Annotated in this window: 13 protein-coding genes; 6 read left to right on the top strand and 7 right to left on the bottom strand. The window is 70.6% G+C overall.

Annotation, left to right across the window (positions count from 1 at the left end; all coding sequences use genetic code 11):
- Window positions 1–3: 3 nt before the first annotated feature.
- A complete protein-coding gene (locus E1293_RS21855; RefSeq protein WP_132199301.1) occupies window positions 4–255 on the bottom strand; it encodes a hypothetical protein in 252 nt (83 codons plus the stop codon).
- Entirely contained in the window at window positions 248–601 is a 354-nt protein-coding gene (locus E1293_RS21850; RefSeq protein ID WP_132199300.1) for a hypothetical protein, read from the bottom strand. Before E1293_RS21850 ends, E1293_RS21855 begins: the two co-directional genes overlap by 8 nt.
- A gap of 139 nt (window positions 602–740) precedes the next feature.
- On the opposite strand from E1293_RS21850, the gene E1293_RS21845 reads away from it, so the two are divergent.
- Window positions 741–941: a diiron oxygenase gene (locus E1293_RS21845; protein WP_243716380.1), complete on the top strand. Its 201-nt coding sequence runs from the start codon at window positions 741–743 to the stop codon at window positions 939–941.
- 342 nt (window positions 942–1,283) lie between these two features.
- Here E1293_RS21845 and E1293_RS21840 read toward each other — a convergent pair whose 3' ends face one another.
- The gene (locus E1293_RS21840) at window positions 1,284–2,003 is read right to left on the bottom strand and encodes a hypothetical protein (protein WP_132199299.1); all 720 of its coding nucleotides are present in this window, start codon (window positions 2,001–2,003) and stop codon (window positions 1,284–1,286) included.
- Between the two features lie 118 nt (window positions 2,004–2,121).
- Here E1293_RS21840 and E1293_RS21835 point away from each other — a divergent pair, with 118 nt between their 5' ends.
- Complete coding sequence (locus E1293_RS21835; protein WP_132199298.1) at window positions 2,122–3,810, top strand: ATP-dependent DNA ligase; 1,689 nt, start codon at window positions 2,122–2,124, stop codon at window positions 3,808–3,810.
- Here E1293_RS21835 and E1293_RS21830 read toward each other — a convergent pair.
- The gene (locus tag E1293_RS21830) at window positions 3,800–4,930 is read right to left on the bottom strand and encodes a hypothetical protein (protein ID WP_341770204.1); all 1,131 of its coding nucleotides are present in this window, start codon (window positions 4,928–4,930) and stop codon (window positions 3,800–3,802) included. The genes E1293_RS21835 and E1293_RS21830 overlap by 11 nt on opposite strands.
- An 89-nt stretch (window positions 4,931–5,019) precedes the next feature.
- On the opposite strand from E1293_RS21830, the gene cds1 reads away from it, so the two are divergent.
- A complete protein-coding gene (gene cds1, locus E1293_RS21825) occupies window positions 5,020–6,117 on the top strand; it encodes an L-cysteine desulfhydrase Cds1 (RefSeq protein ID WP_243716379.1) in 1,098 nt (365 codons plus the stop codon).
- A 6-nt stretch (window positions 6,118–6,123) separates the two neighbouring features.
- Here cds1 and E1293_RS21820 read toward each other — a convergent pair whose 3' ends face one another.
- From E1293_RS21820 to E1293_RS21810, 3 genes are all read right to left on the bottom strand, one after another.
- Complete coding sequence (locus tag E1293_RS21820) at window positions 6,124–7,422, bottom strand: M50 family metallopeptidase (RefSeq protein ID WP_132199297.1); 1,299 nt, start codon at window positions 7,420–7,422, stop codon at window positions 6,124–6,126.
- On the bottom strand, window positions 7,395–8,195 hold the full coding sequence (locus E1293_RS21815) for a transposase (RefSeq protein ID WP_243716377.1): 801 nt from the start codon (window positions 8,193–8,195) through the stop codon (window positions 7,395–7,397). The genes E1293_RS21820 and E1293_RS21815 overlap by 28 nt, the downstream gene beginning before the upstream one ends.
- A 170-nt stretch (window positions 8,196–8,365) precedes the next feature.
- The gene (locus tag E1293_RS21810; RefSeq protein WP_132199296.1) at window positions 8,366–9,106 is read right to left on the bottom strand and encodes a FadR/GntR family transcriptional regulator; all 741 of its coding nucleotides are present in this window, start codon (window positions 9,104–9,106) and stop codon (window positions 8,366–8,368) included.
- A gap of 155 nt (window positions 9,107–9,261) precedes the next feature.
- Between E1293_RS21810 and E1293_RS21805 the strand changes: the two genes are divergently transcribed.
- The 3 genes from E1293_RS21805 to E1293_RS21795 form a co-directional block, all read left to right on the top strand.
- Window positions 9,262–10,797 (top strand): amino acid permease, encoded by a 1,536-nt coding sequence (locus E1293_RS21805; protein ID WP_207939005.1) that lies wholly within the window; start codon window positions 9,262–9,264, stop codon window positions 10,795–10,797.
- Window positions 10,798–10,821: 24 nt separating this feature from the next.
- Window positions 10,822–12,177, top strand: a complete 1,356-nt coding sequence (locus E1293_RS21800) for a glutamine synthetase family protein (protein ID WP_243716376.1) — start codon at window positions 10,822–10,824, stop codon at window positions 12,175–12,177.
- 239 nt (window positions 12,178–12,416) lie between these two features.
- A partial coding sequence (locus E1293_RS21795; protein WP_132199295.1) for an aldehyde dehydrogenase family protein occupies window positions 12,417–12,579 on the top strand: 163 nt, incomplete at its 3' end.

Here is a 12,579-nt window from a genome sequence, read left to right as displayed (position 1 = left end):
GGATCATGCGAGCCAAACGATCCGAACGACGACGATCCGTTCGGCACGCACATCCGAGAGGTAGGTGATGATGAGCGGCCCCCGGTGTTGTCTTCGGAGTCCGGGGATGTCGCCGGTGTGCTGCGGCCCGTCAGGAAAGAGCATCGAGTCTCGTTCCGCCAGCTCACTGGCAAGAAGGTCGAGTTCCTTGATCGCCTCGGACGGCAGCCCGTCCAGCAGGCCATCCGACGCGGTCACCCACGTCCAGTCACTCACCGGCGACCGCTTGACCGGCCGCGCGCGCGATGTCGCTGATCTCTCGAACGGCCCGATCCCGGACCTCGTCGTCGTAGCTCGCCATGGCCCGTTCGGCCTCGTGGAGACGACGAGCGGTCTCCGGGTGCCGCTCGATCTCCACGAACTCCGCCCACGTCACGTAGAAGACGCGGATGGGGATGATGCTGCCCTGGTCAACGGCCTCCGCGACGGCCCGCTCCAAGTCGTCAAGGAACTCGTCGAGCCGTGACGGCGCCACGATCGCCACCGCCTGGCGGAGAGCGGAAGGAGTCAGTTCCGGCTGGGGGATGATCGGCTCATCGTTCCCATGACGCTGTGCACCCATGCGACGCCCTTCCGTCCGCGGCCTGTCGCCAGGATAGCCGCCCCCACCGACAGCCGGTCGGCAGAAGAATGAAGAACGGGCAGGTCACCCGGATCCGCGTGATCGAGGAGGCGCGCACATCAGGTACGCGCGGGAGGAGTTGAAGCGGCTGGTCGCCGAGATCCCCGCGGTCCGGCGGCGGATGGCGAAGCTCGCGCGCCGCGTCGCGGCGCGCGACCCGCACCGCCGCGCGACGATGGCGTGGTCGTTCCGCAAGTGCACCGCGTTCTTCGACGAGATCGGTTTCCTGGACGGGCGGGCGCGTGACGTGTGGGTTCGCGCGGGGCTGCTGGAACGGTAACCGGTTCTACTTCGCGGCCATTTATCTTGACGTCGAAGCGGTTATTAGAAAATGCTTCGGAATTGGGGCCGGTTGGTCCTGGCGCCGGTATGCGAAAGGGCCGCGGAGCGGGGTCCACTCCGCGGCCCGTCGACCGTTTCCTGCTGCTGACCTGGGTGTCACCTCACCCAGGACACTCCTACCGATGGCATGGTCACGGCGTCGACCTCCTCCTCCCCAGGCACTACCAGTGCGCCGATCATGAGGCCTGGCGCGGGAGCTCGATCGGCGCACTCCCTCCCCTTTACCCCGAACACCATAGAAGCTATTGACAGTGAATATGCCATGATCGGCCGATTCAGGTCAGAAATGATTTAGCGCGGTGAGCACTTCGCGGGCGGCGGCGGTGGCCGCGTCGAGGCAGGCGCGCTCCCGTGCGTCCTGCCGGGCCTTGGCGGGCGCCCGCTCGCTGTAGCTGACGGTCAGGACCGTGTTGCGGGTCCTGGCCGTGACCTGCCCGATCACCGCAGGCCGGCCCTCGTCGGCCCTGAACCAGCGGTATGCCTCGTCCCCGATGCCCGGCGCACGCTCCAGGGTGATGGTGCGGGCGAGCGGAGCATCGTGCGCGTCGGCCCACTGGGCGTCGTAGTAGCCCTCGGCGTCGCGAACCGGCGTCCTCGTGTCGGCGGGCGCGTACAGGTGCGTCTCCACCCGCAGCCAGCGGTACGCCGAGCCGGTCGCGGTGTAGGTGCACGTGCTGAGCGTCGAGTTCGCGTTCTGCCGCCTCGTCGCCTTCGGGACGCTCCTGGCGACGGTCCGCGGCGAGACCGTCCCGCACGCGGCCGGAAGCGCCGTCACGATCCGCTGCGACGGCGACATGCTCATCTGCGGTCTCACGGACGCCTTGTCCGTACCGCCGTTGCGCTCACCGGGCGCCACCAGGAACACCGCCACCACCGCGGCGGCGACCGCGGCGGCCGCCACCAGCAGCGCGAGCAGCCGCTTCGGCCTGCGCGCCGGGGCCGGCGGCTCCGGCGGGGAGTACGGCCGGTGGAACGGCTCGACCGGACGCTGAAGACCCACGCCCGCTCCTCACTCCCCGTCTCGGTCCCGTCCTCAGGCCAACGTAAGTCAGGCCCGCCCTCCCTGACCAGGCCCCCGGGCGGTGCCTATTGTCAGACCGCGTGGACACAATGAGGGTGTGCTGATAGCGGAGATCGCGCGGACGTCGGAGGCGGTGGCGGGCACGCCGGGCCGCAAGGCCAAGGTGTCCGCACTCGCGGATTGCCTGCGCGCGGCGGAACCGGGCGAGGCCGCGACCGTGGTCGCCTACCTGTCCGGTGAGCTGCCGCAGCGGCAGATCGGGGTCGGGTACGCCTCGCTCCGGGACGTCCCGCCGCCGGCCGCCGAGCCGTCGCTGACCGTTCCGGAGGTCGACGCGGCGTTCACCGAGATCGGCGCCGTCTCCGGGGCGGGCTCGGTCGCGCGGCGGCGCGAGCTGGTCGCGGCGCTGATGGGGCGCGCCACCCATGCCGAGCAGGGCTTCCTCATCAGGCTGCTGGCGGGCGAACTGCGCCAGGGCGCGCTCGACGGGGTGATGGCGGAGGCGATCGCGGCGGCGGCCGGGGTGCCGTCCGCGGAGGTGCGGCGCGCGTTCATGCTGCGTGGTTCGCTCGGCCCCGTCGCCACCGCGGCACTCGCGGAGGGCGTCGACGGGCTGCGCCGGTTCACCCTCGAGGTCGGGCGCCCCGTCAAGCCGATGCTCGCGGCGTCGGCGCCGTCCACCGACGCAGCGTTCGGCAAGCTCAAGGCGGAGGCGGCCGTCGAATGGAAGCTCGACGGCATCCGCGCGCAGGTGCACGTGTCCGAGGGCGAGGTCCGGGTGTTCACCCGCACGCTCGACGAGATCACCTCCCGGCTGCCCGAGGTCGTCGAGGCGGTGCGGGGGCTGCCCGTCCGCGCGGCCGTGTTCGACGGCGAGCTGATCGCCCTCCGGCCGGACGGACGCCCCCACGCGTTCCAGGTGACCGCGGCCCGCACCGCGACGCGCACCGCGAAGAACACCGAGCCGGTCCCGCTGAGCGTCTTCCTCTTCGACGTCCTGTACCTGGAAGAAGACCCTCCCGATGGCTCTGCCTCCGCGAGCCCCGCTCAAGGCGCGCCAACCGCGGGCAACTCCGACTCAAAGCGCCCGGCCGCCACCAGCCCGGCCGAAGGCTCTGCGGACGGCGTCCAGGAGCACGCCGCCCCAGGGAATCCCGCCGGCACCGGTCGGGGCGGCGACCTGCTGGACGCTCCCGGGGCCGAGCGGAACGCGGCGCTGGCGCGGGTCGTGCCGGAGGTGCTGCGGATGCCGCGGGTGGTGACCGGCGATCCCGAGCGCGCCAAGGAGGTGTTCGACGAGGCCGTCGCGCGCGGGCACGAAGGCGTGGTGGTCAAGTCGCTCGACAGCCCGTACACGGCCGGGCGGCGCGGCGCCGGGTGGATCAAGGTCAAGCCGCGGCACACCCTCGACCTCGTCGTCCTCGCCGTCGAGTGGGGGCACGGCCGCCGCCAGGGGCTGCTGTCCAACCTGCACCTCGGCGCCCGCGACCCCGAGACCGGCGGGTTCGTCATGCTCGGCAAGACGTTCAAGGGCCTCACCGACGAGCTGCTGGCCTGGCAGACGAAGAAGCTCCGCGAGCTGGCCGTGCGGGAGGGCGACTGGGTCGTGCACGTCCGCCCCGAGCTGGTCGTGGAGATCGCGTTCGACGGCGTCCAGCACAGCCCCCGCTACCCGGGCGGCATCGCGCTGCGGTTCGCGCGGGTCCTGCGGTACCGGCCCGACAAGTCCGCCGCCGAGGCCGACACGATCGACACCGTCCGGGCCGTGGCCCCCGTCATGGACTAGCGGCCCGGCTGCGGTCGGAGCCGGGCGGCGGTTCCTCCTCCTGCTCCATCCGGCGGGCCCGGCGCAGCGACGCGGCGCGGTTGCGGATGCGGGAACCGGTCCCGCCGCGGACGCGGGCCAGGGTACGGCGGCGCGCACGCGCCGCGGCGTCGCGATGGGCGCGGGCCGCGGCATTGCGTTCCTCGCGGGCGGCGGACTCCCGTTCGGCCCGGGCCGACGCGCGGCGCGCGGCCCTGCGCTCGGCCCGGCGTTCCCACCCGCGTTCGGCCCTGCGGTCGGCGCGGGCGGCGGCGCGGCGCTCGGCCCGCGCCAGCTTGCGGCGGCGGGCGCGCTCGGCGGCCTCGTTGCGGCGCTGCAGCAGCTCCGGCGGGATGAGGTCGTGCCGTCCCGCGATGAACTCCTGCACCCAGATCTTGGCCTGGATGAGCGGCCGGCGGAGCCTCCTCTCCCGCCGGACGGCCCGCTGGTAGCGGCGCGACTCCGGGTCGTAGCGCCAGCGCGACCAGGGCGAGCCGGGCCGCGCCACCCGGACCGCGCCGATGATCAGCAGGGCGGGCACGAACAGGCCGATGAGGCCCGTCCAGATCTTGCCCTTGAGGAGCGTGATCACGGCGAAGACGAGGTTGACGACGAGGGACGCGACATAGACGCGCGTCAGGATGCCGGTGCCCGGGTCGGGCGCGATGCCCTCGTAGCCGAGCGGGCGGATGCCGAGCAGGAGCAGCCCGGTCACCGCGATGGCGACGAACACGGCGTCCAGGGACGCGCGGCCCTTCTCCGTCCAGTAGACGTCGCTGAGGTGCAGGATCAGCGCGAACTCGTCCAGCACGAGGGCGGAGCCCATGCCGAACACGACGGCCGCCGCCACGTTGAGGCCGACGTAGGCCTCCGGGACGGCGAGAGCCGCGACACCGCCCAGCAGCATCAGCACCACGCCGAACACGACGTGGTGGATGTGCAGGTCGCCGGCCGTCACGTTCCGGAACCACCAGCGCACGTTCGCGCGGATCAGCCGGACGTTCACCCGCGTCAGCACGAACGTGATCATGAACGCGACGAAGAAACCGAACAGCGGCAGCCGCCCGGTCGCCACGATGCGCTCGTCGAACATCTCGATCATCTGCCCCCCGCTGCCTCCATGATGCACGGTGACGTGCGCGGATATCGTGGGACCCGGCCGATCGACGACGACCCGAGGAGAAAACCGCCGTGAGCCGCATCGTGGACCGCTGCGATCCCGGGGACCGGGCGTGGATCGCCGAGGCGATCCGGCTGGTCGACGCCGACGCCAACCGCAGCGCCGACACGCACCTGCACGTGTTCCCGCTGCCGCCGGAGTGGGGCATCGACCTGTACCTGAAGGACGAGTCCGTCCACCCGACCGGGTCGCTGAAGCACCGGCTGGCGCGGTCGCTGTTCCTGTACGGGCTGGCGAACGGCTGGATCCGCCGGGACAGCACGATCATCGAGGCGTCCAGCGGGTCGACGGCGGTGTCGGAGGCGTACTTCGCGCGGCTGCTCGGCCTGCCGTTCACCGCGGTCATGCCCGCCTCCACCAGCCCGGAGAAGATCCAGCTGATCGAGTTCTACGGGGGCCGCAGCCACCTGGTGGACGACCCGTCCTCGATCTACGACGAGTCGCGGCGGCTCGCGGCGGCGTGCAACGGCCATTTCATGGACCAGTTCACCTATGCCGAACGGGCCACGGACTGGCGCGGCAACAACAACATCGCCGAGTCGATCTTCGAGCAGATGCGGCTGGAGCGGTTCCCGGAGCCGTCCTGGGTCGTGGTGGGCGCGGGCACCGGCGGGACGTCCGCGACGATCGGCCGGTACGCCCGCTACCGCATGTTCCAGACGCGGCTCGCGGTCGTCGACCCGGAGGGCTCGGCGTTCCACGGCTCGTTCGCCGACGGCGACCCGGAGCGGACGGCGGCCGGCTCCCGCATCGAGGGCATCGGCCGGCCGCGGGTCGAGCCGTCCTTCCTGCCGACGGTGATCGACCGGATGATCCAGGTGCCGGACGCGGCGTCCGTCGCGGCGATGCGCTGGACGCACGAGGTCAGCGGCCGGGACGTCGGCGGCTCCACCGGCACCAACATGTGGGGCGCGGCGGAGCTGATCGCGCGGATGCGGGCGCGCGGCGAGCGCGGCAGCGTCGTCACGCTGATCTGCGACGGCGGGGAACGGTACCGGGGCACCTACGGGTCGGACGCGTGGCTGGCGGGGCAGGGCCTGGAGATCGCGCCCTACCTGGCCGCGCTGAACGGCTTCCTGAAGACGGGCGACATGCCCGACCTCCCATGAGCCCCGCTAACCCGTGACGCGGATGGGGTTGAACAGGTCGGCGTAGATGAGCAGCCCGCCCATGACGATCAGGACGACCGCCATCACGTATGTCACCGGCAGCGCCTTGGCGACGTCCACATAGCCGGGGTCGGGGCGGCGGAACATCCGGGCGAACAGCTTCTTGACCGCCTCCAGCAGGGCGCCGGCGATGTGCCCGCCGTCCAGCGGCAGCAGCGGGACGAGGTTGAACAGCCCGACCGCGAGGTTCAGCGAGCCGAGCAGCATCACGAAGAAGGAGACCTTCTGCGTCCCGGTGAAGTCGTCGGACGCGGCGACCTCGCCGCCGATCCGGCTGACGCCGACGACGCCGATCGGGCCGTTCGGGTCGCGCTCCTCACCGCCGAACGCCGCGTTCCAGACGCCGACCATCTTCTGCGGCATCCGCAGCAGCGCGCCCACGGTGCGGGAGGTCAGGTCGCCCATCGTGCTGACGACCGCGCCCGGGCCCTGGCGTTCGATCGCGCTGGTGGGCGTGATGCCGAGGAAGCCGACGGTGACGACCTTGTCCTGGTCGTCCAGGTCGTACATCTGGTTGCGGGTGATCGGGACGTTCAGCCGCACGTCCGCGCCGTCCCGCCGGACGGTCATCGGGACGGTGTGCCCGCCCTCCCCGCGGATCAGCTTCTGCAGCTGCTCGTAGTCGCCGATCTTCTTGCCGTCGAAGGCCACGATCCGGTCACCGGCCTGGAGCTTGACCTGCTCGGCGGGCGTCGGCGCCGCGTTCGCCGGGCACGTGGTGACCTTGGCGCTCGCGGGCACCATGCACTGGGCGACCTCCTTGATCACCGGCTGCGCCTGCGGCGTGCCGATGCCCATCAGCAGGATCGCGAAGAACAGCACGGCCAGGAGCAGGTTCATCACCGGCCCGCCGGACATGATCAGCAGCTTCTGCCACCACTTCTTGGAGTAGAAGACGCGGTCCTCGTCGCCCGGCCGGACCTCCTCCAGCGCCGCGCCGCGCGCCGAGTCGATGAGCCCCTGCCACGGGCCGGAACGGATCGACCGGACCTGGCCTGGCGCGTCGCCCTTGCGCGGCGGCAGCATCCCGATCATGCGGATGTAGCCGCCGAGCGGGATCCACTTGACGCCGTACTCGGTCTCGCCCTTGTGCCGTGACCACATCGTCGGCCCGAAACCGACCATGAACTGGGGCGTCCGCACTCTGAAGAGCTTGGCGAACGAGAAGTGCCCGAGTTCGTGCAGCGCGATCGACACCAGCAGGCCGAGGAAGAGGATCAACGCCCCAGCCAGGTAGTAGACCATGCGTCGTGCTCCTCCATCGTGCCCGTGCGTGCCCGGCGATCTCCAGCGGTCAACTCAGAGTACTTGACCTCTCCCCTCTCTGAAGGGAGAGAACGTTGGGATCCCTCCCGCCATGAGACGTGCGGGGATTCACGGCTCAGGCCGCCTTCTGACCCGGCGGGAACAGAAGGTCTTACGCCATCGGCACCGTCCGGGTTCAGACCCGCCCGGAGCAGCATCACACGCGCGGAGTTCTTGTCCCTGGGTGAGACGGCTCCGCACGCGGTGCAGGTGTAAGTGCGTTCCGACAGCGGCAGCGCGTGCTTGGCTCTCGCTCCGCAATGCCCGCAGTCCATGGTGGTGTGCGCGGGGTGCACCAGCCGGACGTCGCGGCGGACGAGTTTCTTGGCCCATTTGCGGGCGTCGTCCTGGCGTCGCCGGGCAACCTGTCCGTGGGCCTTGGCGGCCCGCCTCCGCGCATCGCGGTACCCCTTGGACCCAGGCGAGCCTTTCGGGGTACGGCGGCGGGCCATCTGCCGCTGATACCGGGCCAGCTGGGCGGCCGCCTTCCTGCCGTGCTGCGGGTGCGGGAGGTCGTGGGCGTCGTTGCTGGTGGTGGCCAGTTCCTTGACGCCCCAGTCCGCCCCGACCGCCCTACCGGTGGCGGGCAGCGGCTCAACTTGGGAAGGGACGACGAAGGAGGCGTACCAGTGGCCGAGGCTGTCGCGGTACACCCGCACCGACGACGGCTCGATCTCCTCCCCCGCACGGTAGGCGGCGCGGGACTCCACCACACACTGGTTCCACACCCAGCGGCACCGATCCCACTCCCGCAACAAAGCCGGCTCAGCACGGCCGGACAGCCGGAGACGGTAGGTGTACCGAGTGACACTCGGCTCCCCATCCGTTCCCGTCCGTGACATGACACGAACCTAGTGCACATCGTTCGAACAGGTGGGCGAAACTAACCGAGGAACCCGCGCAGGAGGGCGGCCGTGCCCTCCAGGTGCTCGGCGACGGCGCGGCGCGCGGCCTCCGGGTCGCCGGCGAGGACGGCGCCGACGATCGCGGCGTGCTGGAAGGACGCGTGCTCGATGTTCGGGCCGAGGACGGGGATGGCGTTGAGCAGGTCGGTCACCCGCATCCGGGCGTCCGCGCAGGCCGCCGACAGCAGCGCCGACCCGGTCATCTCGGCGATCGTCAGGTGGAAGAGGGTGTCGAGGCGGCGGTAGGCGTCCGGGCCGGCGGCGTCCAGCTCGGCCAGCCGGGTGCGCAGCAGGTCGCGCTGCGCCTCGGGGAGGGGGGTCGTCGCGAGTATCTGGGCGGCGCCCGTCTCCACGGCCATGCGGAACGTCAGTGTGTCGTTCAGGTCATCGCCCATCTGGGCCAGGGCGCGCTTGAGGTCGGCCTGGCGGGGCTTCGGGCGCCGGTAGGTGACGAACGTCCCGCCGAACCGCCCCCGGCGGGACTCGACGTACCCCTCCTGCTGGACGGCCCGGATCGCCTCGCGCAGGGTGACCCGGCTGACGCCGAGCAGCGGCGCCAGCTCGCGTTCGGGCGGGAGCCGCTCGCCGCGGTCGACGACGCCGAGCTTGATCGCCTGGAGGAGCCGCTCGACGGTCTCCTCGAAGGCGTTGCCGGTCCGGACGGGACGGAACACCGCGTTCGCGGCGAGGTCGGGCAGAACCGGGTCCGGCTCGGGCATGACCGTCCTTCGGGCCGCGGGGGGACTGGAAAGTTCCACGTTACAGGTGGGTTTCGTCGCATTCTGGGTCTTGACGGGAGCGCCGTCCCAAACCTTAATGGTCTGTTGTTAGCCCATTAAGGGCGGCACCACCCCCCCTGGACGAGGAGGTGCTCGTGAGCCTCGACGAGCACAAGGCTTCCGCCGGCCCCGACCCCATGTCCGACGACGAGAAACGGCTGCACGAGCTGGGCTACGCCCAGGAGCTCAGCCGGTCCATGTCCGGTTTCTCCAACTTCGCGGTCTCGTTCACCATCATCTCGGTGCTGAGCGGCTGCCTGACGTCCTACACGATCGGCCTCAAGGGCGGCGGACCCGTCGTCATCACGTGGGGCTGGCTCGGCGTCGGCGCCATGACGCTGCTCGTCGCGCTCGCGATGGCCGAGGTCTGCTCCAGCTACCCGACCGCGGGCGGCCTGTACTACTGGTCCGCCAAGCTGGCCAGGAGGAACGGCCCCGCCTGGTCGTGGTTCACGGGCTGGTTCAACTTCATCGGCCAGGTCGCCGTGACGGCGGCGATCGTCTACGGCTCCGCCGCGTTCCTGAACCCCCTGCTCGACCTGCAGTTCGGGTTCGACGTGTCGCTCGGCCACACCTTCACGCTGTTCGCGATCCTGCTGGTCGTGCACGCGCTCCTGAACCAGTTCGGCGTCAAGATCGTGTCGCTGCTGAGCAGCGTCAGCGTGTGGTGGCACGTCGCCGGCGTCGCGATCGTCGTCGGGGTGCTGGCGCTCAAGCCGTCCCACCACCAGTCGGCCGGGTTCGTGTTCACCGAGTTCGTGAACGAGACCGGCTGGCAGTACGGGTTCTACGCGGCGCTGATCGGCCTGCTGCTGTCGCAGTACACGCTCACCGGGTACGACGCGTCCGCCCACATGACGGAGGAGACGCACGACGCGGCGCGGTCCGGGCCGCGCGGCATCGTGAACTCGGTGCTGATCTCGGTCGTGGCCGGCTGGATCCTGCTGCTCGGCGTGACGTTCGCCATCCAGGACTACGGCAAGGCCGTCGAGGGCGGACCGGCCGAGGTCTTCATCGCGGCGACCGGCGACACGACCGGCAAGCTGCTGATCCTCGTGTCGTTCGGCGCGCAGTTCTTCTGCGGGATGTCGTCGGTGACGGCCAACTCCCGGATGATCTACGCGTTCTCGCGGGACGGGGCGCTGCCGTTCTCGTCCTTCTGGCACCGCATCAACAAGCGCAGCCGCACGCCCACCAACGCGATCTGGCTGGCCGCCGGGGGCGCCTTCGTCCTGGCGCTGCCCGCGATCTGGAACCTCACCGCCTACCTGGCCGTCACGTCCGTCGCGGTCATCGGCCTCTACATCGCCTACGTGATCCCGACGTTCCTGCGGCTGCGGCAGGGCGACGACTTCAAGGCCGGGCCGTGGAACCTCGGCCGCTGGAGCAGACCCATCGGGACACTGGCCGTCGTCTGGGTCCTGTTCGTGTCGGTCGTCTTCATGCTGCCGCCCGCGAACCCGATCACCAAGGACTCGTTCAACTACTCGCCGGTCGCGATCCTGGTCGTCCTCGGCGGCGCCGGGCTGTGGTGGGTGCTGTCGGCCCGCAAGTGGTTCAAGGGCCCCAAGGTGCAGGGCAGCGCCGCGGAACTGGCCGCCATCGAGAAGGAACTCCAGTCGCTCGGCTAGGAGCCTTCGGTTAGGAGAGCGCGCGTGACCACATCGCTCACCCTCGACGAGCTGCGCGAGGACGCGGCGGCGGGCCGGATCGACACCGTGATCGTCGCCATCACCGACATGCAGGGCCGCCTCCAGGGCAAGCGGCTCTCGTCCCGCTTCTTCCTGGAGGAGGTCGCCGGGCACGGCTCGGACGGCTGCAACTACCTGCTGGCCGTGGACGTCGACATGAACACGGTGGACGGCTACGACATGTCGTCCTGGGACACCGGCTACGGCGACTTCGTGATGCGTCCCGACCTCGGCACGCTCCGCCGGATCCCCTGGCAGGAGGGCGCGGCGCTCGTCCACGCGGACATCGTCTCCGAAGAGGGCCTCGACGTGGCGCCCTCGCCCCGGCAGATCCTGCGGCGCCAGCTCGCCAGGCTCGCCGAGCGGGGCTGGGGCGCCTACGTCGGGACGGAACTGGAGTTCGTCGTCTACAAGGACTCCTACGAGGACGCCTGGAACAAGGCGTACCGGAACCTCACCCCGGCCAACCAGTACAACGTGGACTACTCGCTGCTCGGGGGCGCCCGCGTCGAACCACTGCTGCGCCGGATCCGCAACGGCATGACCGGCGCCGGCATGTACGTGGAGTCGGCCAAGGGGGAATGCAACCTCGGCCAGCACGAGATCGCGTTCCGCTTCGACGAGGCGCTGCGGACGTGCGACAACCACGTCCTCTACAAGACAGGGGCCAAGGAGATCGCCGCCCAGGAGGGCATGTCGATCACGTTCATGGCCAAGCCGAACGAGCGGGAGGGCAACTCCTGCCACGTCCACCTGTCCCTGCGCGCCCTGGACGGGACGCCGGTCCTGGCCGGGTCCGGGCCGAACGGGCTCTCCTCTCTCGGGGAGCACTTCATCGCGGGCCAGCAGGCGTGCCTGCGCGACTTCACCCTGCTGTACGCGCCCAACATCAACTCCTACAAGCGCTACGCGGCCGGCTCGTTCGCCCCGACCGCGATCAAGTGGGGCGTCGACAACCGGACCTGCGCGCTGCGGCTCGTCGGGCACGGGCCCGGCCTGCGCATCGAGAACCGCGTACCGGGCGGCGACGTCAACCCGTACCTGGCCGTCGCCGCGATGATCGCGTCCGGGCTGCACGGCATCGAGAACGAGCTGCCGCTGGAGGAGCCCTTCGTGGGCAACGCCTACACGACCGACGCCGGCACCGTCGTGGGCACCCTCCGCGACGCCGCCGCCGACTGGGGCCGCAGCTCCCTGGCCCTGGACGCGTTCGGAAAGGAGGTCGTCGAGCACTACACCAACTACGCACGCGTGGAGCTGGACGCCTACGACCGAGCGGTCACGGACTGGGAGATGTACCGCGGCTTCGAACGGCTGTAATTATGGCCTTTCTCTCCTCCTTCGGGCCTGGCGGCCCTCCATCGTCGAGAAACGCGGCGATCGCTGCATCGCTCCGGCTCGCCTTGCGGCTCGCTGCGCGATCAGGTTTCTCGCAGGCTCGAAACCTGCCTTCGGACGCGATCGCGGTGGCCCAGGTTGTCGCGTGGTTGCGGCGGTGGCTGAGGTGAGTGCGTCCGGGGTGCGGCCTTCTGCGGCCGGTGTGCGGAAATCGAGGGGACATGGGTGACGAGTTCGATGTCGTGAATCCGGCTACCGAGGAGATCGTCGAGCGGGTTCGGCTTGCGTCGGGTGAGGAGGTCGATGCGGCTGTTGCGCGGGGTCGGCGGGTTTTTCCTTCGTGGCGGGACTTGGCGGCTGGGGATCGGGGGCGGTTGCTGCGGG

This window comes from Actinomadura darangshiensis (genome assembly GCF_004349235.1).
In the GTDB taxonomy this organism is placed as follows: Bacteria; Actinomycetota; Actinomycetes; order Streptosporangiales; family Streptosporangiaceae; genus Spirillospora; species Spirillospora darangshiensis.
Note: the sequence above shows the minus strand (reverse complement) of the source record. Positions and strands in the feature narration are given on the sequence as shown.

What these genes read in the sequence shown, in the direction of transcription:
- E1293_RS21850 (WP_132199300.1), bottom strand. Translation starts at nt 601, where the DNA reads ATGGGTGCACAGCGTCATGGGAACGATGAGCCGATCATCCCCCAGCCG.
- E1293_RS21820 (WP_132199297.1), bottom strand. Translation starts at nt 7,422, where the DNA reads ATGGTCTACTACCTGGCTGGGGCGTTGATCCTCTTCCTCGGCCTGCTG.
- E1293_RS21810 (WP_132199296.1), bottom strand. Translation starts at nt 9,106, where the DNA reads ATGCCCGAGCCGGACCCGGTTCTGCCCGACCTCGCCGCGAACGCGGTG.
- E1293_RS21830 (WP_341770204.1), bottom strand. Translation starts at nt 4,930, where the DNA reads ATGATCGAGATGTTCGACGAGCGCATCGTGGCGACCGGGCGGCTGCCG.